This is a genomic window from Aggregicoccus sp. 17bor-14, assembly GCF_009659535.1.
In the GTDB taxonomy this organism is placed as follows: Bacteria; Myxococcota; Myxococcia; order Myxococcales; family Myxococcaceae; genus Aggregicoccus.
In genome coordinates, this window is record NZ_VJZZ01000001.1 from 679,076 (window position 1) to 702,567 (window position 23,492).

A 23,492-nucleotide genomic window follows, 5' to 3' on the forward strand; every position below is an offset into this window, starting at 1 on the left:
GCTCCCGCTGGAGGCCTACACTCGGTGCTCAGGAGGAACCTGGATGCGCCTCGTCTCCTGCTGCATCGCGGCGCTGTGCCTCGCGGCGTGTGGAGGGCCCAGCGGGAGCTGTAGCGGCACACTCGGTCCGAGCACCCTGAACGCGGAGCTCGGCGGGGAGACGAAGGTCCTCTTCGGCGGTGGACTCGAAAGGAACCGCATCGCGAGGATGGTGCTCGACTACGGCGACGGTGCGCTCTTCGTGGACACGGAGCTCTGGCTCCCGGCGAACCAGGGCATGAGCGCTGTGCCTTTCGGCGAGGGCGCTCCGGAGCGTCCCATCGCAGAGGGCCTCGTCACCCGCTTCCGGGTCCCCGAGCCCAAGGGCGCGCCGGCAGTACGCTCCGGCGTCTTCACCGTTCGCCAGGCCTCGGCCACGCACCTCGAGGGCCAGCTGGACGTGACCTTCGCGGACGCATCGCAAGCGCACTGCACCTTCGACGTCTCGGGCAAGACGACCATCGAGGACGACCAGATTCCGATCGAGCCCCCGCTGGGACCCATCGAGCCCTGAGCGACTAGCGTTCCCCCGCCGATCGCCGGAGCACGCGCGCCCCGACCCTGCACTGCGACAGCAGCACGCAGCGCGCGCAGTTCTCGCGCACCGGAGTCGCGGGGCACACGCCGCTCATCCCGTAATGACAGAGCGCGAAGTCGTAGCGCACCGGGTCCTCGGGAGAGAGCAGCCGCAGCGCGGCCGTGACCTCCTCTGCCGTGCGCCAGCTCAGGTCCGTGCGCTTCGTGAGCCCGAGGTGGCGCGAGATGCGCCCGATGTGTGTGTCGATGGGGATGAGCAACTGCGAAGGGCGCACCCGCGTCCAGATGCCGAAGTCCACCCCGTCCTCCCGGCCGCGCACCATCCAGCGCAGGAAGAGGTTGAGGCGCTTGGCGGAGCCCGCGCCCAGGGGCGATGGCAAGAGGAAGCCGAGCCCCCGCTCGGGGCCGAGCGCGCGGCGCAGCTTCTCCATGGGGATGTCGCGCAGTGCCGCGGTGAAGTGGCTCAGTGCGCCGTGCAGGCTCCCGCTGCGCTCCAGGCCCTCGACGAAGAGCGCCTCGAGGCTGCCGTGCCCTCGCAGCGCCTTGCCCATCCCGAGCAACAGCACGGCCACATCCGTGCCCACGTTGAAGCGGTAGACGAAGCCCTCGAGCAGGGTCTTCGCGCCCGCCACGTCCAGGCCGCGCACGAAGGCAGCGGGAGACGGGCCCATCTGCCGCAGCAGCGCGTCCACCTTCGGCCGGAACAGGTCCGCGCGGCCGTAGGCGAGCGCCGCGGCGAGCAAGCCGCTCACCTCGATGTCCCGCGGATCCGTGTAGCGGTGCGGGAACTCCACAGGGTCGAACCCGATGCGCGCCCGCGCATCCGTCGAGGCCAGGAAGGCGTCGAGGCTCGCGCGCAGCTGGGCCGCTGCGGCGGGCTTCAACTGCACAGGGCTGGCCTTGCGACGAGTCAACGGGTGCGCCTCCGAACCAGGGTGAACGCTCGGAGCACGGGGAGGATTCCTCTTCCCTCACCCCGTCCCTCTCCCAGGGGGAGAGGGGACAGCTTCGCCCACGTTCCGCGCCCCAGCCCTCTCCCACAGGGAGAGGGAGGACACGGGCTCAGCGCGTGAGCTCGCGCACCGCGTGTCCCAGCTCCGGGAGGATGAGCTTCTCGAGCGCGAGCCGCACGGCCTGCGGCGAGCCCGGCAGCGCGAACACCACCATCCCCTGGTAGGTGCCAGCCACCGCGCGCGACATCATCGCGGGGCTGCCGATGTCCCGGTACGAGAGCGCCCGGAACAGCTCTCCGAAGCCCGGCAGCGTCTTCTCGAAGAGCGGCTGCAGCGTCTCCACCGTCACGTCGCGCCGCCCGATGCCGGTGCCCCCGTTGAAGAGCACGGCGCGCGCGCCTGCAGCTTGCGCCTCGGAGAGCGCCGCGCGGATGCCCTCGGCCTCGTCGCGCACCACCCGGTAGCCGCACACCGTGTGCCCCGCCGCCTCCAGCCCCTCGCGCAGCACGCGCCCGCTGTCGTCGCGCGCCTCGCCGCGGCTGTCAGAGCAGGTCACGACGAAGGTGCTCACGTGCACCGGCGCGTGCGCCTTGTGCTCGTCCGCCGCATGCGAGTGCCCGTGCTCGTGGCCCGCACCGTGGTGGTGGTCGTGGTCGTGCCCATGCTGATGGTCGTGGTCGTGACCGTGCGAGTGGCCATGACCGTGCGAGTGCCCGTGGTCATGGTCGTGATCGTGTCCGTCGTGTCCCATCGCTGCGCGCTCCCCTTGATCCAGACGTCCTAGACGTCGCCTTCCGGCAGGTCGATCAGCAGCTCGCCGTTCTCCACGGAGATGGCCATGGCGGGCTGATCGTCGCACACGCCCGGCGAGGTGGCGTTCTTGCCGGTGTCCATGTCGAAGCCCACCTCGTGGCAGGGGCAGACGACGAGGTTGCCCTCGAGGTGGCCGCCCGACAGCAGGCAGCCCGCGTGGTTGCACCAGTCGTCGAGCCCCTTGTAGCGCCCGTTGATCTTCGCCACGCACACGCTGCGCTTGCCGACCTCGTAGCCGCGCAGCTCCTTCTCGGAGAAGTCCGCGGGCCCCAGCTTGATCTTCATCGTCACCCTTCTGGCACTCGGGCCCCACCCTCCAGGGCCGCCCGCGCACTTGTGCCCCACGCGCATTACTCTTGGGAAGTGAATCGCGACGAGGTGGCCAAGATCCTGCGCGACATCTCCCTCCTGCTCCAACTCAAGGGGGAGAACGCGTTCAAGAGCCGTGCGTACGACATCGGTGCAGACCGCATCTCCGGGCTGACGGAGGACCTGGGCCCGCTCGTGACGAGCGGCCGCCTGCAGGAGCTGCCGGGGATCGGCCAGGCGCTCGCCCAGAAGATTACCGAGCTGGTGACCACCGGTAAGCTCGACTACTTCGAGCGCCTGAAGGCCGAGTTCCCGCCGGGGCTGCTCGAGCTCTTGCGCATCCCGGACGTGGGCCCGCGCAAGGTAGCCCTGCTCTGGAGCGAGCTGAAGGTGGGCAGCGTGGCGGAGCTCGAGCTCGCCTGCCGCCAGGGCCGCGTGCGCGAGCTCAAGGGCTTCGGCGAGAAGAGCGAGGCGAAGATCCTGGAGGGCATCGCGCTCTACCAGCGCGCGCACGGCGGCGGCACGCGGCGCCCCCTGGGCGAGGTGCTCCCGCAGGCGCGCGCGCTGCTCGCACACGTGCAGGCGGCGCCGGGCGTGGTGCGCGCGAGCCTCGCGGGGAGCGTGCGCCGCGGGCGCGAGACCGTGGGGGACGTGGACCTCATCGCCTCGGCGGCCGAGCCCGGCCCGGTGCTGGACGCGCTCGCGAAGGCCCCGGGCGTGGCGCAGCTCATCGGCAAGGGCGAGAGCAAGTGCTCCGTGCGGCTCGCGGACGGCGACCTGCAGGTGGACCTGCGCGTGCTCCCGGACGAGGACTACGCGACGGCGCTGCACCACTTCACCGGCTCCAAGGCGCACCACCTTCGGCTGCGCGGGCTCGCCCAGGACCGGGGCCTGAGCATCTCCGAGTGGGGCGTGCAGCAGCGCGACGGCACGAAGCTCGCGGTCCCCACCGAGGGGGCGCTCTACGCGGCGCTGGGGATGCAGCCGGTGCCGCCCGAGCTGCGCGAGGACACGGGGGAAATCGAGGCCGCGCTCGCGGGCACGCTGCCCACGGACCTCGTCACGCTCGAGGACGTGCTCGGGGCGGTGCACGCGCACAGCACCTGGTCGGACGGCAAGCACACGCTCGAGGAGATGGCGCGCGCCGCCAAGGCGCTGGGCCTGCGCTACCTCACGGTGACGGAGCACAGCGAGGCGGCCATCTACGCGCGCGGGCTGAAGCAGGACGACCTGAAGCGGCAGTGGGAGGAGATCGACGAGGTGAACGCCCGGGTGACCGGGGTGCGCCTGCTCAAGGGAATCGAGGTGGACATCCTGGAGAGCGGCGCGCTGGACTACCCGGACGCGCTGCTCGAGCAGCTCGAGGTGGTCATCGGCTCCATCCACGTGCGCCACTCCATGGACGAGGCGCAGATGACGCAGCGCCTGTTGCAGGCCTTCGACAACCCCTTCCTACAGATCCTCGGGCACCCCACCGGGCGGCTCATCAACGAGCGCGAGCCGTACGCGCTTCGCATGGAGGCAGTGCTCGACAAGGCCGCCGAGAAGGGCGTGGCGGTGGAGGTGAACGGCAAGCCGCAGCGCCTGGACCTCAAGGCCGAGCACGTGCGCATGGCCGTCGCGCGCGGCGTGCGACTGGTGATGAGCTGCGATGCGCACAAGGCCGAGGATCTCCAGAACCTCGCCTTCGCGGTGGCCACGGCGCGCCGGGGCTGGGCGCGAAAGGGGAACGTGCTCAACACCCTCCCGGCCGAGGACTTCATCCGCGCGCTGCGCCGCCGCCCCTAGCCGCGGCGCGCGCGGGTGCTACGCTGCGCGCCCCTCCCGATGCGCCTTCCCTGTCTCCTCAGCCTGTGGCTCCTCGCGCTGCCCGCGCACGCGCAGGGCCCCGCGGCCGCACCCCCGACCCGCGCAGGCCTCCAGCGCGCGCTCGAGGCGCACGCGCGCTCCGCCGTGCAGGTGCAGGGCCCGCACAAGAGCGGCCCCGGCGTGATCGTGGGGGCGGGCGGCCAGGTGCTCACGTCCGTGGAGCAGGTGGGCCTCTACGAGGCGCAGGTACAGAGCGACGCGGGCCCGCAGCGCGCCCCCGTGCTGATGGCGAGCGCGAGCCTGAAGGTCGCGCTGCTGCGCCTTCCGGGCGAGGGCCACCCCGCGGCCTCCGTCGCCCTGCTGCCCTCCGCCGGCGCCGAGCGCCCGTGGCTCATCGGCGTGGTGGACGCGCAGGGCAAGCGCGCCCGGGCGGTGGCGGGCCGGGCGGCGCCCTCGCGCGGGCCCTTCCTCCGGGTGCCCCTCGCGCTCGCGCCCGGCAGTCCCCTCTTCGATGCGCAGGGCCGGCTCGTCGCGGTCGCCGTGGCGCGCCGCGGGCCTCGCGCCTGTGAGGCGCTGCCCCTGAGCGCGGTGAAGCAGCAGCTGGTGGGCACGAAGTGAATCCCGCGCGCTGGCCGGGCGCGGTGCGCGAGGCGGTGGGCCTCTGGGCGCTGGGCTTCCTCGGCATCGTGGTGGCGTTCCTGCTCCTCGGGAACTCCACCGTCCCCAAGCTGGTGGCCACCGTGGGCTTCCTCTACCTGCCGCTGCTCGCGATGCGCCGGCGCGACGAGGACTACCGCGACTACGGGGTGACCCTCCGGGCGTGGCGCGAGGACCTGCGCCTCTTCCTCGTGCTGTGCCTCGTCGTGGGCCCGCTCTACTTCGTGGGCTTCGCCCTCGCGGCGAAGGTGGTGCCGCTGCTGCCCTTCGGGCTCGCGCACCACCTCACGCCCCACGCGGGCGCAGGCGCGGTGAGCTTCGTGCCCCGCCTGCCGCCGCGCTTTGGCGAGTGGGTGGTGGACCAGCTCCTGGTGGTGGCGCTGCCCGAGGAGTTCTTCTACCGCGGCTACGTGCAGGCGCGGCTGCGCGACGCGTGGCCCCAGGGCCGGCGCTTCCTCGGGGCGCGGCTGGGCCCGGCCTTCTGGGTGACGGCGCTGCTCTTCGCGCTCGGCCACCTGGCCATCTTCCAGACCTGGCGCCTCTTCGTCTTCTTCCCGGCGCTGCTCTTCGGCTGGATGCGCGAGCGCACGGGTACCGTGGTGGGCTCCACGCTGTTCCACGCCGCGTGCAACCTCTTCGCGGCCTTCCTGCAGGCTTCCTACTTCGGCGTGCCCTGAGCGGGCCCGAGGTGCTTCACCTGCAGGCGCCCGTCCACCACGAGCGCGGTCGCGTGCGGCAGCTCCACCCAGCCGCTGGTGCGGCGCGGGTGGCTCGCCACGGCGACGGACAGCCGGCGCCGGTGCGCCTCGCGCAGGGTGTGGGTGGCCGCGGTGGCTGCGCCCAGGCCGCAAGCCTCGCAGGTGTCGGTGCCCTCGAGCCGGGCGTAGAAGAGGGGCTCCGCGCCCCAGCGCACGGCCGCGAGGAGCTCGCCGTTGGTGGCCACCAGGTTGAGCTCGGCGGTGCGCGCGGCGCCCGCGTGGGCTGCGGCGGCGTCCACCTCGTGGGCCACCTCGCGCAGCACGTGGCCCGCCACCTCCGCCTCGAGCCGCGGGTCGTTCATGCGGCCCGTCTCCCGCAGCCGGGCGAGGAAGAGCGCGAAGACGACCTCGCTGTCCGTGCCGCCCAGCACCAGCCGGCGCAGGTGCGCGGGCACGCGCTCGAGCAGCCCGGCGCGCGCGGCGCGGAACTCGGGCACGCTGCCCTGGTGGGCGAAGAGCCACTGGCGCGCCCGGAAGGGCTGGGTGTTCTCCTCCGCCACGAGCCCCAGGGGCTGACGCGCTGCGTGCAGCACCAGCGCCGCCGAGCCGTAGCGCGGCGCGAGGCTCGAGAGCGTGCGCCCCTCGGCGCCCGCGAAGCGCTCCAGCAGCACCTCCTCCTGCGCGTAGGTGCCCACGCCCATGGCGTTGACGGGGCCCGCGGCCTCCAGCCCCACCTGTGCCTCCAGGCGCTGCAGCTCGCAGCGGAGCAGGTTCGGATCGGACGTGAGCAGGGCAAAGGCGAGGGACATGGTGGCGCGGCTCCTTCCAGGCTCTAGATAATGGCGCCCCTGTCCGTCCTCAAGCCAGCGGCAGGGTCGCAAAAGACCATCCAAGCCCTTGAAAACATTGTCCTTTGCCGCACTTCCGGTTTGACACTCCCGGAGCGGACTGCCTAACATTGCGCGGCGCTCCAACGGCTGGAGATCGCAGGACTTTTCGCGGAGCGGAGACGAGATGGCGGACGAGATCGCAATCGGCATCGACCTGGGCACCTCGTACTCGTGTGTGGCGGTGGTCCAGGACGGTCAGCCGACGGTCATCCCCAACGAGTGGGGTGAGACGACCCACGCCTCCTGCGTGTCCTTCCTCGACGACGGCACCGTGCTGGTGGGCAACGCCGCGAAGAAGAACATCATCACCAACGCCGAGGCGACGGTGTACTCCGCCAAGCGCCTCATCGGGCGCTACTACTTCTCCGACGAGGTGAAGAAGGCGCAGGCGGTGATGCCCTACCGCATCGTCGAGGGCGAGAACAACGCGGTGCGCATCAACGTGCGCGACCGCGACTACTCGCTGCCCGAGATCTCCGCCCTGGTGCTCAAGGAGCTCAAGGCGATCGCGGAGACCTTCCTCAACCGCGAGGTGACCAAGGCGGTCATCACGGTCCCGGCCTACTTCAACGACAACCAGCGCCAGGCCACGAAGGACGCGGGCCGCATCGCTGGGCTCGAGGTGCTGCGCATCCTCAACGAGCCCACCTCCGCGGCGCTCGCGTACGGCTTCGGCCGGGACGTGAACCAGCGCGTGGTGGTCTACGACCTGGGCGGCGGCACCTTCGACGTCTCCATCCTGGAGATCGGCAAGGACGTGTTCGAGGTGCTCGCCACCGCGGGTGACACGTACCTGGGCGGCGACGACTTCGACGACCGCATCATGACCTGGCTCGCCGAGGACTTCCTCGCGAAGACCCGCCTGGACCTGCGGCAGAACAAGTACTGCCTGCAGATGCTCAAGGAGTCCGCGGAGAAGGCCAAGATCGACGTGGGCCAGGAGGGCGTGGCCGACATCCTGTGCGCGGGCATCTGCCAGGACGCGAACGGCAACGTGCTGGACCTGCGCCAGACGCTCACCCAGGACGCCTTCAACCGGATGGTGATGGACCTGGTGCAGCGCACCTTCAAGGTCTGCGACGAGGCGCTGCAGAGCGCACGCCTCACCGCGGCGGACATCGACGCGGTCATCCTCGTGGGCGGCCCCACCCGCCTGCCCATCATCCGCAACTCGGTGAAGCACTACTTCCAGAAGGAGCCCATGGAGGGGATCAACCCCGACCAGGTCGTGGCCATGGGCGCCTCGCTGCAGGCGCACGCGCTGCTGGACAGCCGCACCGAGACCTTCCTCGTGGACGTGACGCCGCTGTCGCTGCGCATCGGCACGGTGGGCGGCTACACGGAGAAGGTGATCGACAAGAACACGCCGGTGCCCATCGACAAGTCGAAGACCTTCACCACCAGCCGGGACGGCCAGGAGAAGGTGAAGATCCGCGTGTACCAGGGCGAGTCGAACAAGGCGGAGGAGTGCGAGCTGCTCGGCGAGTTCGAGTTCTCGGGCTTCCGCATCGGCTACCGCGGCGAGGTGAAGATCGAGGTCACCTTCGAGATCAACACCGACGGCCTGGTGAACGTCTCGGCGGCGGACGTGGAGACGGGGCAGAAGACCTCCACCACCATCTCGCTCTCCTCGGGCCTCTCCGAGGCGGACATCCAGAAGTCCATCGAGGCGAACCGCCAGGTCCAGCTCGCCGGCCACGGCTCGGATCTCCCCGCGGTGGCGTCGTAGGCGGGGCGCGCCATGTCCCAGACGCCCCCTGACAACGGCGCCGGCAAGCCGCCCGCGCCCGGCGCGCCGCAAGCGCCATCGACGCCTGCCGCGCCCGCCGCGCGTCCGCCGGCGGCCGCGGCTCCCGCTCGTCCTCCGCCCCAGCTCTCGGGCCCTGCGGCGGGCGCTCCGCGGCCCCCGGCTCCGAGCGTGCCGGGCGGCCCCACTGCGGGCGCTCCGCCCGCAGCGCCGCGCGCGCCCGCTCCCGGGACTCCACCCTCCCCCGCTCCGGCGAGTGCTCCGCTGCGCCCCGCTGCCGCACCGCCCCCAGGCGCGCGCCCCGTCGCGCCCGCAGCGCCTGCGCCTGCCGCTGCGCGGCCGGGCTCCACGCCCCCGCCAGGAACCCCTGCGAGCGCCTCCAGCCCGGCAACTCCTGCGCGCCCGCCCTCCGTGATCGGCCCGGTTCCCCCCGGAGCTCCTCCTGCGCCGGGCGCTCCCTCCGCAGCCGCTCGGCCCGCAGCGGGCCCTGCCGTTCCCGCGCCCTCGGCCGCCACAGGAACTGCCCCCGCCCGTGGGCCCGCAGTGCCGCCAGCCGCGGGCGCTCAGGCACCCGCAGCCGCTCCGGCCGCGCCGCGGCCCGCGGCACCGGTCGCCGCTCCCGCGCAGGCCCCCCTCCGCCCCCCCGCGGCAGGCACGGCCGCTCCCGCCGCGCCTCGGTCCGCCATCCCCGGCGGCCCCCCGGTGATGCGTCCCCCGGGCAGCGCTGCGCCTGCTGCCGGCCCCGTCCTTCCGCCCGGTGCGCGTCCTCCGCCGAGCGCAGCGCCCGCCCCGGGCCCCGCGGCCTCCCCTGCCACGCGTCCCCAGTTGGGCTCGGCGCCTCCCGGCGGGCCGGTGCTCCCCCCCGCCGTGCGGCCTCCTCCGGGCGCGGCCCCGGCTGCGGGGCCGGTGCTGCCTCCCACCGTACGGCCGCCGACGTTCGCAGCTTCCGTTCCTCCCGTGGCGAGAGCCGCGACGGGCGCGGCTCCGGCCGCAGGCCCCGTCCTCCCGCCCGCCGTCCCGCCGGTGCGCCCCGGTGCACCGCCCTCCATCGCCGCGCAGGCCACGGCAGGCGCCCAGGCTCCGCGCCCGCCCCCGGGCGTGCCCGCGGTTGCTCCGGCACTACGTACGGGCGCTCCGTCGAAGCCTCCGGTGGCGGCCCCGGTCAAGGCCCCCGCGCCGCTGGCGCCCGCCGGGGCGCTGCCTCCGGTGAAGGCGAGCGCCGGCGCGGGCCTGGACCTCAGCCCCGAGCAGCTCATCGACCTGGAGATGCGCTGCAACGCGCTCGACTCGCTGGACTACTTCGAGGTCCTCAAGCTCGAGAAGGACGCGGCGCCGGTGGACATCAAGCGCGCCTTCTACCGCGAGAGCCGCACCTACCACCCGGACCGCTTCTTCCAGCTGCCGGACGGCGGCCTCAAGGAGCGCGTGAACGAGCTCTACAAGCGCGTCACCGAGGCCTACTACTTCCTGCGCGACGACACGAAGCGCCGCAAGTACGTGACGGACGTCACCGGCCCGGAGCGCGCGCAGAAGCTGCGCTTCACCGAGACGAGCGAGGCCGAGACGAAGCTCGCGGCGAAGAAGGAGCAAGAGGAGCAGATCGGCACGCACCCCAAGGGCCGGCAGTTCTACCAGACGGGCGCGGCGGACCTCGAGGCGGGTCGCTGGGCCTCGGCCGAGCGCAACCTCAAGATGGCGCTCACCTACGAGCCGCAGAACGCGCGCTACAAGGAGCGCCTCGCCGAGGCGCAGGGCAAGCTGCTCGAGGAGAGCCGCAGCAAGGGCGAGGGCTTCAAGATCCGTTGACGCAGGGCCGGCTCGCGCGCGCCGCGGCCGGCGGAGGGGCAGCGAACCCGTGGTCATCGATCTCGTCATCCTGGGCGTGGTGCTGCTGCTCGCCTTCCTCGGCGCGCGCAGCGGTGCGGCGCGCCAGGTGGCGAACCTGGTGGCGCTCGCCGCCGGCTACTTCGCGGCGCGCCGCCTGGGGCCCCTGCTCGCGCCCTCGCTCGCGCACGCGCTGGGCGGCCCCCTGCTCATCGGCGCGGTGGCGGGCACCCTGCTCGTCTTCTTCGTGGTGCTCTTCAGCGTGCGCTTCGCCCTCACCTCGCTGCTGCGCTGGCTGCTCGGCGCGCGCGACGAGGGGGAGCGCGGCGTGGACCGGCCGCTGGGCTTCGTGCTCGGCGGCCTCAAGGCGGCGCTCGTCTTCTACGTGGTGCTCAGCGCCCTCACCTTCGCCGAGGAGCACGTGAAGGTGGCGGGGCGGCACCTGGGCGTGTCGCCGAAGGACTCGATCGCGGTGGGGCTCGCGCGCCGCTACAACCTCTTCGAGATGACCGAGTTCGCGCCGGTGCACGACCTGGTGCGGGTGCTCGGCGCTACGGCGGACCCCGAGCTCGCCGCGCGGCTGCAGGAGGACCCGGCCTTCCGCGCCCTGCGAAAGGACCCGCGCTTCCAGCGCGCGCTCCAGGACCCGCGCCTGCGCGAAGCGGTGGCGCGCGGCGACGTGGCGACGCTGCTGCGGGACGACCGCGTGCTGCAGCTCATCCAGGACCCGGTGGTGGCGTCGCGCCTCGAGGCGGCGGCGCGCGCGGCAGACGCGCGCCGCGAGGCGCTCAGGCGCTGAGCTGGGCGGGGTCCAGCTCGCGCAGCCGGGCGCGCACGAAGCCCTCGTCCACGCGCACGCTCTGCTCGCGGCGCTCCGGCGCCTCGAACATGATGTCCGCCATCACGTGCTCGAGGATGGAGCGCAGGCCGCGCGCTCCGAGCCCCTTCTCCGCCGAGTAGCGCACCACCTCGCGCAGCGCGCCCTCGCTGTAGGCGAGCTCGATGCCGTCCAGCGAGAGCAGCTCCCGGAACTCGCGCGTCACGGCATCCGGCGGCTCGGTGAGCACGCGCAGCAGGTCGTCCTCCTCGAGCTTCTCGAGCTGCACGGTGACGGGCAGGCGGCCCAGGAACTCCGCGAGCATCCCGAAGTCCACGAGCTGCTTCACGCTGATGCGCTTGCTCTTGCGCCGCGCGGCGTCCGCGCCGCCGAAGCCGATGGTGCGCGCCGCCTCCTCACCGTAGTCGTGCAGGTCCGAGAAGGTCCCCGCGCAGATGAAGAGGATGTCCTTGGTGTCCACCTGGACGAAGTCGCTCTTGTTGAAACCCTGGGTCACGCTGAGCGGCACGTGCACCTCGCGGCCCTCGAGCAGCTTGAGCAGCGCCTGCTGCACGCCCTCGCCGCCGATGTCGCGGGAGCCCGCGCCGTTGCGCGCGCCCTGCGAGCGGCGGGCGATCTTGTCCACCTCGTCGATGAAGATGATCCCCCGCTGGGTGTCCTCCACCGAGTGGTTCGCCTTGAAGAGGAGGTCTGCGACCATCACCTCCACGTCCTTGCCGTAGTAGCCGGCCTCCGTGTACTCGGTGGCGTCCACGGTGGTGAAGGGCACGCTGAGGATCTCCGCCAGGTGCCTCGCGATGTGCGTCTTGCCGCTGCCCGTGGGCCCGATGAGCAGGATGTTGCTCTTCTTGATCAGGCTGCCGCGCCGCACCCGCCGCGCCTGCACCCGTTTGAGGTGGTTGTGCGCCGCAATCGCCACCGCGCGCTTGGCTGCGTCCTGTCCGATGACGTAGCGATCCAGCCGTTCGTAGATATCCCGAGGTGTGAGGATTGCCGGCTCTTCCCTGCGGACAGACGACTCCATGTAGGGTCCCCTTCTCTCCACGCGACCTCCTGCGCCCTGGAGGAAGGGTAGGAATGCCGCCCGCACTGGCCCACCAGACAGGGCTCCTGTCGGCGTTGCTACAGGGCTGCTCGCCTGCTCCTCTCTCGGGCAGCTGTTGCACCCCGGGCACTTTCACTGTAGTTGCGCGCGAAGGCCGTTCTGCTTAAGCGCGGGGGGCCTTTTCGCAGGACCAGCCAGGGAGACACACGACGCCGATGACCACCCCCGCCGCGAAGCACCGCTGGACCGTTGCCGACGCACACGAGACCTATGGCATCCGCAACTGGGGTGCCTCCTACTTCGGCATCAACGAGAAGGGGAACGTCAGCGTCCACCCGGGTGGCCCCACCACCCCGAGCATGGACCTCAAGGAGCTCGTGGACGAGGTGCGCCGGCGCGGCATCGGCCTGCCCCTGCTCATCCGCTTCACGGACCTGCTGCGCAACCGCGTGGTCCACCTCAACGAGGCCTTCCGCAAGGCCATCACCGAGCACGGGTACAAGGGCGGCTACCGCGGCGTTTACCCCATCAAGGTGAACCAGCACCGCTACGTGGTGGAGACCATCGTCGAGGCGGGCAACGCCTACGGCTACGGGCTCGAGGCCGGCAGCAAGCCGGAGCTGCTCGCGGTGATGGCGATGCTGGACCAGGAGGACGGCCTGGTCATCTGCAACGGCTACAAGGACGAGGAGTACGTGGAGACGGCGCTGTACTTCAGCCGCCTCGGCCGCAAGGTCATCCTCGTGGTGGAGAAGCCCAGCGAGCTGCCGCTCATCGCCGAGGTCGCGCGCCGCACCGGGATCGCGCCGCGCATCGGCATCCGCGTGAAGCTCAGCACCCGCGGCGCGGGCAAGTGGGAGGCCTCGGGCGGCGACCGCTCCAAGTTCGGCCTCTCCTCCAGCGAGCTGATGAAGGCCATCGAGTTCATGCGCGAGGCGAACCTCCTCGGCAGCTTCGAGCTCCTGCACTTCCACCTGGGCAGCCAGATCTCCAACATCCGCAACGTGAAGAACGCGCTGCGCGAGGTGGGCCGCTTCTACGTGGAGGTGGCGCGCCTGGGTGCGAGCCTCAAGTACCTGGACGTGGGCGGCGGCCTCGGCGTGGACTACGACGGCAGTCAGACCAACTTCACCTCCTCGATGAACTACACCACCGAGGAGTACGCGAACGACGTGGTGTTCAGCGTGCTCGAGGCCTGTGACCAGGCCGGGGTGCCGCACCCCACGCTCGTCTCCGAGTCGGGCCGCGCCATCGTCGCGCACCACGCCGTGCTGGTGGTGGACGTGCTGGGCACCAGCGAGTTCGACCCCGCGCACGTGCCGGACAAGGCCCCCGAGAACTCGCCCTCGGTGGTGCGCAACCTGCTCGCCACCTACCGCGAGGTGACGAACAAGAACCTGCTCGAGGCCTACCACGACGCGCAGGAGTACAAGGAGGAGAGCCTCTCGCTCTTCAGCCTCGGCCACCTGCCGCTCGAGCAGCGCGTGCTCGCCGAGAACATCTTCTGGGCGCTGTGCCAGAAGATCATGCGCATCGCGCGCGAGGCCGGTGAGATCCCCGAGGAGCTCGAGGCGCTCGAGAAGCAGCTCTCGGACACCTACTTCTGCAACTTCTCCGTGTTCCAGTCGCTGCCGGACAGCTGGGCCATCGACCAGCTCTTCCCGGTGATGCCCATCCACCGGCTCAACGAGAAGCCGGTGCGCCGCGGCGTGCTCGCGGACATCACCTGCGACTCGGACGGGAAGATCGAGCACTTCATCGACCGGCGCGAGGTGAAGGACTCGCTCGAGCTGCACTCGCTCAACGACGACGACTACCTGCTCGGCATCTTCCTCGTCGGCGCCTACCAGGAGATCCTGGGCGACCTGCACAACCTCTTCGGCGACACGCACGCGGTGCAGGTGAGCCTCGCCCCGGGCGGCGGCTACCTCATCGACCACGTGGTCGAGGGCGACACGGTGAACGAGGTGCTCCACTACGTGAGCTACTCGAAGGAGCACCTGGTCGCGAAGATGCGCAAGAGCACCGAGGCGGCGCTGCGCGCGGGGAAGATCTCGCTCGACGAGTCGCGCACGCTGCTGCGCGTCTACGAGGACGGGCTCGCGGGCTACACCTACCTGGAGCGCGAGGTGGACGCGACGAGCGCCTCCGCCGCGCAGCTGCGCCTGGTGGCGGCGGACAAGCCCGCGACGGACCGCGCGACGCCGCCCCTCGTCAGCGGGTAGCCCACGCGTCCCGTGCGCCTCCCTGCCCTGCTCACAGCCCTGCTGCTCGCACTCGGCGCCTGCGGCACCCACGACGCGAGCCCCTCGCCCTCCGGCACCCCGGACGGCGGGGGCGCGGGCGGCGACGGGGGCAACCCCGGCCCCGTGAGCCCCGCCGTGCAGGCGCGGGCCCTGGACCTCCTGCGCGCGAGCCCCTACTCGCGTCTGGAGCTCGAGGTGGACAGCGTGCCCGGCAAGGCGCCGCGCGCCGCGTCCATCTCGTTCATCGAGAGCGCGCTCGCGAAGGTGGTGGACAAGCCCGCGGGCGTGAAGGTCGTCCTGGACCAGCAGGACGTGGCGAGCCGCGGCGCGGACCATGTGTGGACGGACGCGGAGCTGTTCCCGCTGGCCCAGCAGACCTTCGGAAACAATGGCGCGGCGGGCACCATCCGCATGCACGTGCTCTTCGTGGACGGCAGCTACCAGAATCCGGACGTGCTGGGCATCGCCTGGGCGAGCACGCACCTGGTGCTCTTCAAGGACGTCATCGAGCACTACTGCCGCCAGGACCCCAGCAGCCTCGTGAGCGACGCCGTGTGCGCGGCCTCCGAGCAGGGGGTGTGGCTGCACGAGACGGGGCACCTGCTGGGGCTCGTGAACAACGGCCTGTCCATGGTGCAGCCCCACGAGGATGCGACCCACGCGAAGCACGACGCGAGCGACCAGTGCATCATGTACTGGGCCTTCGAGGCGCCCAGCAGCATCCAGCTGCTCGCGAAGCGGCTCGGCGCGGGCAGCCCCCAGCTCGAGTTCGACGCCGCCTGCCAGGCGGACCTCGCGAAGGGCCGCGCGGGCCCCTGAGCGAAGCGGCTCAGGCCTGCGGCACGCCGCCCTCGGCCGGGGCCTCGGCGCTGCGCTCGGCCAGGAAGGCCTCGCGCGCGGCGAGCAGCCGCAGCCGCTCGAGCTCGGCCTGCTGCGCCCGCGCGCGCTCGACGCGGGCCCCGAAGTCGAAGCCGCGCAGCCGCACGTCGTCCCCCGCGAGCACCTGCAGCAGCCGCCACAGCGCGAGGCGCCCCTGGGTGGCCGTCTCGAGCGCCTCCAGCTCGTGCAGCCGGCTCAGGGGCGAGTAGCGCACGAGCCTCCCGTTGAGCTTCAGGCGCCCCACCCGCTCCATCACGAGCGCGGCGCGCTGCTTGAGCCCGTCCTCGGGCACGCCGAGCGCGGCCATCACCCGGCGCAGCTGCACGCGGTCGTCGGCGAGCTCGGGCACGAGCTGGATGAAGCAGAGGCCCACCGGGTGATCTTCGTTCTCGCGCCAGGTGCGCCGCGCGAGCTCCACGCCGGCGGTCGCGCCCGCGAGGTGATCGTTGAGGTAGATGCCGAGCAGGCTGAGGTCCACGCGCAGCTCCAGAGGGGCGACGCCCCCGGCCGGGCGCCACGTCGTACGGTCTTCCTGCGCCCGCGGGCGCACAGGGCGCACCCGCAGGGTGGTGCGGCGGGGTGGTGAGCCGGAGCGCCCTCCCCGCCTTCGCGCCCGGAGGCGCCGGAGCTAGCGCGCGTCCGGATAGTGGAAGCGCAGGGGGATCTTCACGTCCGGGTGCAGGCTGCGGGCGACGGGGCAGTCGTGGGCCGTCTGCTCCATGCGCGCGCGGTGCTCGGGGCTGAGCCCCGCAGGCATGTGGATCTCCAGCACCAGCTCGGCGATGCGCCGCGGCGGCGGGCTCATGCGCTTCTCCACCGAGGCGCGCGCCTCGCCGAGCGCGATGCCTTCACGCGAGGCGACGAGCGCCATGGTGGTGAGCGCGCAGGAGGCGAGCGCCGCGCCCACCAGGTCCGTGGGCGAGAAGGAGCCGCCCGTGCCGCCGTTGTCCTTGGGGGCCTCGGTGACGAGCGGCGAGCCCGAGGGGCCGTGCGTGAGCTGCACCTTGAAGGCGGGCGCGCTCGCGGCGGTCATCATCACGCCCGTGGGCGCAGGAGACGCAGGAGGGGTCGGGTTCTGGGACATGCTCGGGGCTCTCCGGTCAGCGAACGTAGGTGTCGTGCTGCTTCGCGTCCTTCACGCGGCTGGGCTCGGCGTCCTCGACGCTCCAGTCCAGCGTCTTCATCAGCTCCTTGCGCCGCTTCTGCACGTCCTTGTCCAGGAAGCGCACCGCGTCCTCCATGCGGTCCATCAGGCGCATCGGCTTGCGCTTCACCTTGGGGTCGCTGAGCAGCGCGTGGGTGAGCCAGGGGAACACGGCCGTCACGTCGGTGTGCACGTAGACGCTGCCCGACTCCACCGCCTCCACGGAGACCTTGCCCCAGGTGTGGCCCTCGCCGGCCGGAGCGCTGGAGAGCGCGCCGTTGTCCACCGGGTCCACGCAGAACTGCAGGTCGATGTCGAAGCCCTGGGTGGGCACGTTGAGGATCTGGTCCAGCAGCGGCTCGCCCTGCAGGGTGTAGTTCTTGGGCACGCCGCCGCCGAGGATCCAGATGGCGAGGCGCTTGGAGCCGCTGTGGCGGCAGAAGTGCTGCATCGCGGCCATCGAGTAGACGTCGTCGTTGATGTCCAGCTCGAACTTGAACTCGTCGCCGAGCAGCCGCTTGAGCTTCACCACGTTGAGGAAGATGGAGCCGTCCTGCACGGCGCCCACCCAGATGGGCACCCCGTGCTTGTACGCGGTGGACAGCAGCGAGGGCTGCTTCACGCCCAGGCTCTTCTCGATCCCCGCCACCGCCTTGCCCAGCAGGTAGTGGAACTCGGGGGTGGTCATCTTCTTCTGGAACTCGGGGCCGCGGATGATCGCGGAGAAGAGGCGGTCCGTGTCCAGCAGCGCCTCCTCCCAGAAGCCGAGGTCGTAGATGCGGATGACGCGCGCGAGCCGGTACTGCAGGTCGCTCGCGTTCGGGTTCACCTCGCGGATGGCGTGGCCGATGATGCGGTGCGCGTCGTGGTAGAGGTTCGCGCCCGTGGTCGTGATGGCCGAGATGACGCCGCGCTCGATGAGCGGGATGAGGCAGCTCTGGTGCAGCCCCGCAGGCGTCATCGCGCCGGACATGGTGAGGAAGATGGAGGCGTCCTGCGCCATCGACTGCTGCATCAGCTCGAAGGCCGTGCGCTCCTGGCGGCCGACGTAGGCGCTGAAGGCGTGGGCGAGCAGCTCGTGCGGCGTCTCCTTGCCGCTGATGGGACGGGGATCCGCCTTGCGCGCGCCGGAGTAGTGGGCGCGCAGGGTCTTGCGGGTCTTCTTCTCGGTCTTGGCCATGGCGAGGCGCGGTTTAGCACCGTGCCCGCGCAGGTGGGGAAGGATCCGCGCGCTAGGCGCTGACGATGGACAGCGGCACCGGCGCGTCGCTCGGCCGCAGGTCGGTCATCGCCAGGGTGTCCAGGGTGGCCGCCCGGTACACCTCGAGCATCCGCTCCTGTCCCAGCTTCCACACCCCGTACATGGTGCAGCTTCGGCTCACCTTGCAGGCGTCGTGGCGGTCCTGGCAGACGTTGACCACCACCGGGCCCTCCACCGCCTCGATCACGTCCAGGAAGGAGATCTCCCGGGCGGGGCGCGAGAGCTGGTAGCCGCCGTGCGCGCCGCGGGTCGAGCGGGCGAGCCCCTGCTCCACCAGCGTCTTGAGGATCTTGGCGAGGAAGTCCTGCGGCACTTCCATCCGGCGCGCGATCTCCTTGAACGGCACCGTCCGCTCCGGCGGCTGGGACGCGAGGAAGATCATCGCGCGCAGGCCGTACTCAATCTTCCGGGAGATCTGGAGTGGGTGCTGCATTCGCGGCCTTCAGCTAGAAGAAGCGTTATCCTTCACCTTAAGTCGCGTAAGAGCGGCTTTCAACTCGAACGCCCGAGCACCGAGCCTTGATCGACCTGCACTCCCATACCACCGCGAGCGACGGCGAGCACGCGCCCGAAGCGCTGCTCGCGCTGGCAGCGAAGGCCGGCGTGAAGGTGCTGGCGGTGACGGATCACGACACGGTCGCCGGGCTCGCGAGCGCGCAGGAGGCCGCCCGCCTGCTCGGCGTGGCCTTCGTGCCGGGCATCGAGGTCTCCGCCTTCGTGGGGCGCAAGGAGGTGCACCTGCTCGGGCACTTCATCGACTCCGCGCACGCGGCCCTGCTCCAGGTCACCGAGCGCCTGCGCGGCGAGCGCAGCGGGCGCATGGAGGCGATGATCGCCCGCGCCCAGGCACTGGGCTTCCCGCTGCACATGGAGCAGGTGCGCGCCATCGCCGGCGACGCCCAGCTGGGCCGCCCCCACCTCGCGCGCCTGCTGGTGGAGAGGGGCTACTGCACGAGCCTGCAGGACGCCTTCGACCGCTACCTGGGCGAAGGGCGCCCCATGACCGTGGAGCGCGAGAAGCTGCAGGGCGCGGACGCCATCCGCCTCATCCGCGAGGCGGGCGGCACCGCCACCCTCGCCCACCCGCAGTCGAGCCGCGTGGAGCTGCCCGAGCTGCAGCAGCTCGCGGCGGCGGGGCTCAGTGGCCTCGAGGTCTTCCACATGGATCACCACCCCAGCGTCCGGGAGAAGTGGAGCAAGCTCGCCCGCCAGCTGGACCTGGTCCCCACCGCTGGCAGCGACTTCCACGGGGCGAAGGTGAGTCCGGGCCGCACGCCGGGCTGCGCCTCGATGCCACGCGCGAACCTGGCCGCGCTGATCGCACGCGCGCCGCGCCCGCAGTGGCATCCGGCCGGCCTATCCCTCTGAGAAGGCGGGCTGTGGCCGCGCGACCTTTCCACCGTAGTCTCAACGGTTTAGGCCCCGAATTCCCTTTGACACCCCGAGGGCCGGGCTTTAGGTTCCGCCGCCGATGAACCCGACCCCGCTGACGCCCTACCTGCCGCTGGCCGTCGTGCTGCTGCTCGCGGGCGTGATGGCCTGCGCCATCCCGCTCCTCGCCGGCATGCTCGGCCCTCGCCGGCCGAGCAAGATCAAGTCGATGGCCTTCGAGGCCGGCTCCGAGTCGAGCGGACCCGCCCGCCAGCGCTTCGCCGTGAAGTTCTACGTCGTCGCGCTACTCTTCATCGTGTTCGATGTGGAGGCCGTGTTCCTCTACCCGTGGGCCGTGAACCTCCAGGCGCTGGGCTGGTTCGGCTACACCGAGATGATCGTCTTCGCGGCCACGCTCGTCGTGGGCCTCATTTACGTCTGGAAGAAGGGCGCCCTGGACTGGGAGAGCTGAGAGCACCATGGCTGAAATCGACGTTGCACCCGTGATTGCCACCCGCCGCGACGACGCGATGGGCTTCATCCAGCGCATGGTCTCCAAGGGCCTCGGCTGGGCGCGCAAGTACTCGCTGTTCACCTATCCCTTCGCCACTGCGTGCTGCGGCATGGAGTACATGTCCGTCGCCGCGGGCCGCTACGACATCGCGCGCTTCGGCGCCGAGTTCCCGCGCTTCAGCCCGCGCCAGGCGGACCTGCTGATGGTGATCGGGACGATCAACCTGAAGCAGGCCCCCATCCTCAAGCGCGTGTACGAGCAGATGGCCGAGCCCAAGTGGGTGGTGGCCTTCGGCGTGTGCGCGAGCTCCGGCGGCTTCTACGACAACTACGCGGTGCTGCAGGGCATCGACCGCATCATCCCGGTGGACGTGTACATCCCCGGCTGCCCGCCCCGCCCCGAGCAGGTGCTCGACGGCCTGATGATGCTGCAGGACAAGATCGGCAACCAGGTGCACCGCATCGGGGACACCGGCCAGCCGAACCCCACCGCCGCGGGCTTCAACCTGCTCAACGCGAGCGGCAGCCCCAAGTAGTCGGCGCGCCGCACCGCAGTGCTCCGGGCCCCGCACGGCTCTCCTCCACGGGAGAGCGGCGGGGCCCGATGCTTTCGGGGCTCACCAGCGGTGGTACGCGGGGTGCCCCTCCTTCACCGCCACGAAGGTGCCGCGGCAGGTGGCGCACACGCGGCCGCCCGCCGTGAGCGTGCCCTCGATGACGGCGCGGTCGCCCTTCACCTCCACCGCCTGCGCTCGCAGCTGCACCGGGCCCGTCATGGGCGTGGGGCGCAGCAGCTTGATGGCGTAGTCCGCGGTGACCGTGCAGGGCGGCGAGGACGCGTTCGCCTCGCGCATCAGGCGGTAGGCCGCGGTCCAGTTGCAGTGGCAGTCCAGCAGCGCGCCGATGATCCCGCCGTTGAGCACGCCGGGGAAGGCCTGGTGGTGCGGCTCGGGCGTCCACTCCGCGACGACGATGCCGGAGTCCTCGCTCTCCGGGAGGCTGCGGATGCGCAGCCCCTTCGCGTTGGCGGGGCCGCAGCCGAAGCAGGCGTTGTGGGGGGCGTAGCGTTCCTGGAGGCTCGGGGTGGGGTTCGCGCTCATGCGGCCCAACTTACGTCAGCCCCCCGGGCCCCGGGAGTGTCCTTTGAGGGGCCGTCTCGCCTCAGGGCCCGCGCTGCAGCACCGCGTCGAACCAGGGCTCGAGCGCGGCGTTGCGGCAGGGCCCGCGGCAGCTGCGGTGCAGGCTGCCGTCGCTGCCGGGCCACTCCACCAGCCAGCTCTCGCCGTCGAAGGCGCCCCGGTCCTTCTCGCGCAGCATCGCCGCGTGCGCCTCCGGAGTGACCTCCACCACGCCGTCCGGGCGCAGCTGGTAGTTGTCGAAGCCGCGCGCGAGGCCCGGCAGGTGCGCGGGCTCGAACACCTCGGGGCTCGCGTGCGTGAAGCCCGTCTCGGCGTAGAGGCGCAGCGGCTCCGGCAGCGACTCCCCCTTGAGCAGCGGCGCGAGCGAGACGCCGTCCGCCCCGGGAAGCCCGGGCAGCCCGGCCACGCTCAGCAGCGTGGGCCCCACGTCGATGAGGCGCACCAGCGCGTCCACCTGCGCCGGGCCGCGGCCCCAGCTGCGCGGCAGCTTCACCGCGAGCAGGATGCGGTTCTCCTCCTCGTGCAGCCGCGCGCCGTGCACGGGCGTCGCGCCGGCGAGCTCCGGGTGATCCGAGTGGAAGCTCTCCCCGTGGTCCGAGAGCAGCACGATGAGCGCGTCGTCGTAGCGGCCGCTCTTCTTGAGTGCGTCCAGCAGCGCGCCCACCTGCGCGTCCGCCTGGGAGATGAGCTCGTCGTAGAGCCCCTCGGCCACGCGCACGCTGCCGCCGCCCTTCGCCCCTACGGCGATGGGCGAGAACTGCATGCGCACGCGCCGCTCGAGCGGCTCGGTGGCCGGCACCTCGCGCCGGTAGAAGGGGTAGACCGGGTCTCCGGGGAAGTGCGCCGCCGTCGCGTGGAAGGCGAGCAGCGCGGGGCCCGCCTCCGCCTGGCGCAGCATCCGCGAGGCGAGCCGGTCCGCGTAGCCGCGGGGGTCATAGACGCCCGCGAGCGCCCGGTTCTCGATGAACTCGGGCAGCAGCCACGCCCCCAGCCGGTTGTCCGCGAACAGCCCCAGCGCCCGGTAGCGCAGCTTCTCCAGCAGGAAGTTCACCGCGCCGCGCGGCGGCTGCAGCCGCATCGCAAACCCCGAGGCCTCGCCCTCGAAGTGGAAGCGCGAGCAGTCGGTGGCCCACAGCGTCCCGTAGCCCGCCCGGCCGAAGGCCTGCGCGAAGGTGGGCGCCTCCACGATGCGCGCGTCCGCCGTGAGCGGGTAGCGCACGCCGGTGCGGTGCGGCCAGCGCGCGGTGAGCAGCGCGCGCCACGCGGGCTCCGTCTGCGCGATGGGCGTGTACGCGCGGGTGAAGAGCGTGGCCTCCTGCACGAAGGCGTCCAGGTGCGGCGCGACCTCGCCCGTGCCGCCCAGCGCCCGCAGCCGGTCCGGCCGGAACGCATCCACGCCGATGAGCACCACCAGCGGCGGCGGCGCGGGCGGCGCCTGCCCGGCCCCAGGCAGCGCCCACCCTCCTCCCATGAGCCCCACCGCGCCCGCCGCGGCGAGCGCGCCCACCGCAGCGCCGCGGCGCGAGCGCAGGAGCAGCGCCACCGCATGGCCGAGCAGCCACAGCGCCGCCGCCACCTGCGGCTGCCAGGGCTCACCGTGCAGCGTGAGCCACTCGAGCGCGCCGCGCACCGCCGGCACGTCGTCGAAGAGCGCCGGGCGCTGGATGGCGCGGTCCCACGCGAGGAGCGCGAAGAGCACCCCCCAGTGCAGCGTCACCGGGAGCACGCCCCTTCGCCCCCAGGCCCGGGCGAGCAGCCCCGCGCCCGCCCCGAGCACCGCGCCTCCCAGCAGGTAGGCGAGCAGCACCCGCGAGAGCAGCGGCGGGAGCAGCGGGCGCACCAGCGCCATGAGCGCCGCGTAGGGCCCGCTCACGTCCAGGTTCACCCCCACCGTGCCCGCGCGCACCAGCAGCGCGCTCTCGGCGAGGAAGAGGACGAGCCCCAGCAGCGCCCCGCCGGCGAGCGGGGGCCAGAGGCCCCGGAGGCCCTGGAGTGCAGAGCGGAGGGGCGAGCGGGAGGGGCGGGACGGCAGCGGACGGGGCGACATGGGCGGGCCGGATTCCCGTGTACCCGAAATGGGGCGCCGGGCGCCACGGCACCCCCGGGCGGCCAACCCCGCGCAATCCCACGTGCACCTGCGCTTCTCGGGCCCGTAAGTGCGCTGGATGGCTTGGGGTTTTCCGTTGACGGCCGGTTCGCGGCGTCCTTATAAGCCGCTGGTTTCTTTTGCCATCGGGGCTTCCTTGAGCACAGTCGCGTTGGACAGGGTCTCCGCCCAGTTTCCAGAGGCGGTCGCGGAGCGCTACGTGGACCGGGCGGGCGGGGCGTGGGCGGTCATCCACCCCCAGCACCTGCGCCAGGTCGCCGCCTTCCTGAAGAGCGAGCCGGACCTGGAGTTCAAGCTGTTCCTCTCCGCGGACGGAGTGGACCGGCTGCACCTCGCCGAGAACGATCCTCGCTTCGAGGTCGTCTACTTCCTCTACTCCCTCAAGCGCCACGAGCACGTGCGCCTCAAGGTGCGCGTCACCGAGGCGAACCCGGTGGTGCCCTCCCTGGTGCCCGTGTTCCGGGGCGCGAACTGGTGGGAGCGCTTCGTCTGGGACTTCTACGGCGTGAAGTTCGACGGTCACCCGGACCTGCGCCGCATCCTCATGTACGAGGAGTTCCAGGGCCACCCGCTGCGCAAGGACTACGCCATGCGCGACCGGCAGCCGCTCATCCCGCAGCGGCCCATCAAGGACATCTTCCGCGGCCCCGGCACCAGCGGCGTCGCCTGAGCC

The 23,492-nt window shown here is 71.9% G+C and carries 24 protein-coding genes; 13 read left to right on the top strand and 11 right to left on the bottom strand.

Annotation, left to right across the window (positions count from 1 at the left end):
- The first annotated feature begins 43 nt into the window (after nt 1-43).
- Nucleotides 44-553 carry a hypothetical protein gene (locus tag FGE12_RS02970; protein ID WP_153864632.1) on the top strand — a complete coding sequence of 170 codons (510 nt, stop codon included), beginning with the start codon at nt 44-46 and terminating at the stop codon, nt 551-553.
- A gap of 4 nt (nt 554-557) precedes the next feature.
- On the opposite strand, the gene FGE12_RS02975 is transcribed toward FGE12_RS02970, so the two are convergent.
- From FGE12_RS02975 to FGE12_RS02985, 3 genes are all read right to left on the bottom strand, one after another.
- Nucleotides 558-1,460, bottom strand: a complete 903-nt coding sequence (locus FGE12_RS02975; RefSeq protein ID WP_228530505.1) for a TIGR02757 family protein — start codon at nt 1,458-1,460, stop codon at nt 558-560.
- Nucleotides 1,461-1,638: 178 nt separating this feature from the next.
- Nucleotides 1,639-2,106: a molybdenum cofactor biosynthesis protein B gene (locus FGE12_RS30180; protein WP_370458875.1), complete on the bottom strand. Its 468-nt coding sequence runs from the start codon at nt 2,104-2,106 to the stop codon at nt 1,639-1,641.
- A 203-nt stretch (nt 2,107-2,309) separates the two neighbouring features.
- Entirely contained in the window at nt 2,310-2,627 is a 318-nt protein-coding gene (locus FGE12_RS02985; RefSeq protein WP_153864634.1) for a Rieske 2Fe-2S domain-containing protein, read from the bottom strand.
- A 78-nt stretch (nt 2,628-2,705) separates the two neighbouring features.
- Between FGE12_RS02985 and polX the strand changes: the two genes are divergently transcribed.
- From polX to mrtX, 3 genes are read left to right on the top strand one after another with little or no spacing between them, the layout of a single operon-like run.
- On the top strand, nt 2,706-4,439 hold the full coding sequence (polX, locus tag FGE12_RS02990; RefSeq protein ID WP_194797513.1) for a DNA polymerase/3'-5' exonuclease PolX: 1,734 nt from the start codon (nt 2,706-2,708) through the stop codon (nt 4,437-4,439).
- A gap of 39 nt (nt 4,440-4,478) precedes the next feature.
- Nucleotides 4,479-5,078, top strand: a complete 600-nt coding sequence (locus FGE12_RS02995) for a serine protease (protein ID WP_153864635.1) — start codon at nt 4,479-4,481, stop codon at nt 5,076-5,078.
- A complete protein-coding gene (mrtX, locus tag FGE12_RS03000) occupies nt 5,075-5,794 on the top strand; it encodes a myxosortase MrtX (RefSeq protein ID WP_370458865.1) in 720 nt (239 codons plus the stop codon). Before FGE12_RS02995 ends, mrtX begins: the two co-directional genes overlap by 4 nt.
- Here the strand turns inward: mrtX and FGE12_RS03005 are convergent.
- Complete coding sequence (locus FGE12_RS03005) at nt 5,776-6,624, bottom strand: class II glutamine amidotransferase (RefSeq protein WP_153864636.1); 849 nt, start codon at nt 6,622-6,624, stop codon at nt 5,776-5,778. The genes mrtX and FGE12_RS03005 overlap by 19 nt on opposite strands.
- A gap of 205 nt (nt 6,625-6,829) precedes the next feature.
- Between FGE12_RS03005 and dnaK the strand changes: the two genes are divergently transcribed.
- The 3 genes from dnaK to FGE12_RS03020 all read left to right on the top strand — a co-directional run bounded on the left by dnaK (nt 6,830) and on the right by FGE12_RS03020 (nt 11,075).
- A complete protein-coding gene (gene dnaK / locus FGE12_RS03010) occupies nt 6,830-8,434 on the top strand; it encodes a molecular chaperone DnaK (RefSeq protein WP_153864637.1) in 1,605 nt (534 codons plus the stop codon).
- A 1,167-nt stretch (nt 8,435-9,601) separates the two neighbouring features.
- Entirely contained in the window at nt 9,602-10,258 is a 657-nt protein-coding gene (locus FGE12_RS30185; protein WP_370458866.1) for a J domain-containing protein, read from the top strand.
- Nucleotides 10,259-10,307: 49 nt separating this feature from the next.
- Nucleotides 10,308-11,075 carry a CvpA family protein gene (locus FGE12_RS03020; RefSeq protein ID WP_194797514.1) on the top strand — a complete coding sequence of 256 codons (768 nt, stop codon included), beginning with the start codon at nt 10,308-10,310 and terminating at the stop codon, nt 11,073-11,075.
- Here FGE12_RS03020 and clpX read toward each other — a convergent pair.
- A complete protein-coding gene (gene clpX / locus FGE12_RS03025; protein ID WP_153864638.1) occupies nt 11,065-12,138 on the bottom strand; it encodes an ATP-dependent Clp protease ATP-binding subunit ClpX in 1,074 nt (357 codons plus the stop codon). The two genes, FGE12_RS03020 and clpX, sit on opposite strands and share 11 nt — an antisense overlap.
- 236 nt (nt 12,139-12,374) lie before the next feature.
- On the opposite strand from clpX, the gene speA reads away from it, so the two are divergent.
- Nucleotides 12,375-14,384, top strand: a complete 2,010-nt coding sequence (gene speA / locus FGE12_RS03030) for a biosynthetic arginine decarboxylase (protein ID WP_153864639.1) — start codon at nt 12,375-12,377, stop codon at nt 14,382-14,384.
- 12 nt (nt 14,385-14,396) lie between these two features.
- Nucleotides 14,397-15,224, top strand: coding sequence for a hypothetical protein (locus tag FGE12_RS03035; protein ID WP_153864640.1), 828 nt, complete (start codon nt 14,397-14,399; stop codon nt 15,222-15,224).
- A gap of 10 nt (nt 15,225-15,234) precedes the next feature.
- On the opposite strand, the gene FGE12_RS03040 is transcribed toward FGE12_RS03035, so the two are convergent.
- The 4 genes from FGE12_RS03040 to FGE12_RS03055 all read right to left on the bottom strand — a co-directional run bounded on the left by FGE12_RS03040 (nt 15,235) and on the right by FGE12_RS03055 (nt 18,122).
- Nucleotides 15,235-15,762 carry a hypothetical protein gene (locus FGE12_RS03040; protein ID WP_194797515.1) on the bottom strand — a complete coding sequence of 176 codons (528 nt, stop codon included), beginning with the start codon at nt 15,760-15,762 and terminating at the stop codon, nt 15,235-15,237.
- Nucleotides 15,763-15,912: 150 nt separating this feature from the next.
- Nucleotides 15,913-16,368, bottom strand: a complete 456-nt coding sequence (locus tag FGE12_RS03045; protein WP_153864641.1) for an OsmC family protein — start codon at nt 16,366-16,368, stop codon at nt 15,913-15,915.
- Between the two features lie 16 nt (nt 16,369-16,384).
- Nucleotides 16,385-17,608 carry a deoxyhypusine synthase family protein gene (locus FGE12_RS03050; RefSeq protein WP_153864642.1) on the bottom strand — a complete coding sequence of 408 codons (1,224 nt, stop codon included), beginning with the start codon at nt 17,606-17,608 and terminating at the stop codon, nt 16,385-16,387.
- Nucleotides 17,609-17,660: 52 nt separating this feature from the next.
- On the bottom strand, nt 17,661-18,122 hold the full coding sequence (locus tag FGE12_RS03055; RefSeq protein ID WP_153864643.1) for an Rrf2 family transcriptional regulator: 462 nt from the start codon (nt 18,120-18,122) through the stop codon (nt 17,661-17,663).
- 86 nt (nt 18,123-18,208) lie between these two features.
- On the opposite strand from FGE12_RS03055, the gene FGE12_RS03060 reads away from it, so the two are divergent.
- The 3 genes from FGE12_RS03060 (at nt 18,209) to FGE12_RS03070 (ending at nt 20,109) form a co-directional block, all read left to right on the top strand.
- Entirely contained in the window at nt 18,209-19,057 is an 849-nt protein-coding gene (locus FGE12_RS03060) for a PHP domain-containing protein (RefSeq protein ID WP_153864644.1), read from the top strand.
- A 103-nt stretch (nt 19,058-19,160) separates the two neighbouring features.
- Complete coding sequence (locus FGE12_RS03065; protein ID WP_153864645.1) at nt 19,161-19,532, top strand: NADH-quinone oxidoreductase subunit A; 372 nt, start codon at nt 19,161-19,163, stop codon at nt 19,530-19,532.
- 7 nt (nt 19,533-19,539) lie between these two features.
- The gene (locus FGE12_RS03070) at nt 19,540-20,109 is read left to right on the top strand and encodes an NADH-quinone oxidoreductase subunit B (RefSeq protein ID WP_153864646.1); all 570 of its coding nucleotides are present in this window, start codon (nt 19,540-19,542) and stop codon (nt 20,107-20,109) included.
- Nucleotides 20,110-20,190: 81 nt separating this feature from the next.
- On the opposite strand, the gene FGE12_RS29960 is transcribed toward FGE12_RS03070, so the two are convergent.
- Nucleotides 20,191-20,673, bottom strand: a complete 483-nt coding sequence (locus FGE12_RS29960) for a PaaI family thioesterase (RefSeq protein ID WP_194797516.1) — start codon at nt 20,671-20,673, stop codon at nt 20,191-20,193.
- A gap of 61 nt (nt 20,674-20,734) precedes the next feature.
- Nucleotides 20,735-22,759, bottom strand: coding sequence for a sulfatase-like hydrolase/transferase (locus FGE12_RS03075; protein WP_194797517.1), 2,025 nt, complete (start codon nt 22,757-22,759; stop codon nt 20,735-20,737).
- A gap of 211 nt (nt 22,760-22,970) precedes the next feature.
- Between FGE12_RS03075 and FGE12_RS03080 the strand changes: the two genes are divergently transcribed.
- The gene (locus FGE12_RS03080; protein WP_153864647.1) at nt 22,971-23,489 is read left to right on the top strand and encodes an NADH-quinone oxidoreductase subunit C; all 519 of its coding nucleotides are present in this window, start codon (nt 22,971-22,973) and stop codon (nt 23,487-23,489) included.
- The last annotated feature ends 3 nt before the right edge of the window (nt 23,490-23,492 follow it).

Coding starts and splice junctions, on each gene's coding strand:
- FGE12_RS02970 (WP_153864632.1), top strand. CDS start 44: ATGCGCCTCGTCTCCTGCTGCATCGCGGCGCTGTGCCTCGCGGCGTGT.
- FGE12_RS02985 (WP_153864634.1), bottom strand. CDS start 2,627: ATGAAGATCAAGCTGGGGCCCGCGGACTTCTCCGAGAAGGAGCTGCGC.
- FGE12_RS02995 (WP_153864635.1), top strand. CDS start 4,479: ATGCGCCTTCCCTGTCTCCTCAGCCTGTGGCTCCTCGCGCTGCCCGCG.
- FGE12_RS03005 (WP_153864636.1), bottom strand. CDS start 6,624: ATGTCCCTCGCCTTTGCCCTGCTCACGTCCGATCCGAACCTGCTCCGC.
- dnaK (WP_153864637.1), top strand. CDS start 6,830: ATGGCGGACGAGATCGCAATCGGCATCGACCTGGGCACCTCGTACTCG.
- clpX (WP_153864638.1), bottom strand. CDS start 12,138: ATGGAGTCGTCTGTCCGCAGGGAAGAGCCGGCAATCCTCACACCTCGG.
- speA (WP_153864639.1), top strand. CDS start 12,375: ATGACCACCCCCGCCGCGAAGCACCGCTGGACCGTTGCCGACGCACAC.
- FGE12_RS03045 (WP_153864641.1), bottom strand. CDS start 16,368: ATGTCCCAGAACCCGACCCCTCCTGCGTCTCCTGCGCCCACGGGCGTG.
- FGE12_RS03050 (WP_153864642.1), bottom strand. CDS start 17,608: ATGGCCAAGACCGAGAAGAAGACCCGCAAGACCCTGCGCGCCCACTAC.
- FGE12_RS03055 (WP_153864643.1), bottom strand. CDS start 18,122: ATGCAGCACCCACTCCAGATCTCCCGGAAGATTGAGTACGGCCTGCGC.
- FGE12_RS03065 (WP_153864645.1), top strand. CDS start 19,161: ATGAACCCGACCCCGCTGACGCCCTACCTGCCGCTGGCCGTCGTGCTG.
- FGE12_RS03070 (WP_153864646.1), top strand. CDS start 19,540: ATGGCTGAAATCGACGTTGCACCCGTGATTGCCACCCGCCGCGACGAC.
- FGE12_RS29960 (WP_194797516.1), bottom strand. CDS start 20,673: ATGAGCGCGAACCCCACCCCGAGCCTCCAGGAACGCTACGCCCCCCAC.
- FGE12_RS03075 (WP_194797517.1), bottom strand. CDS start 22,759: ATGTCGCCCCGTCCGCTGCCGTCCCGCCCCTCCCGCTCGCCCCTCCGC.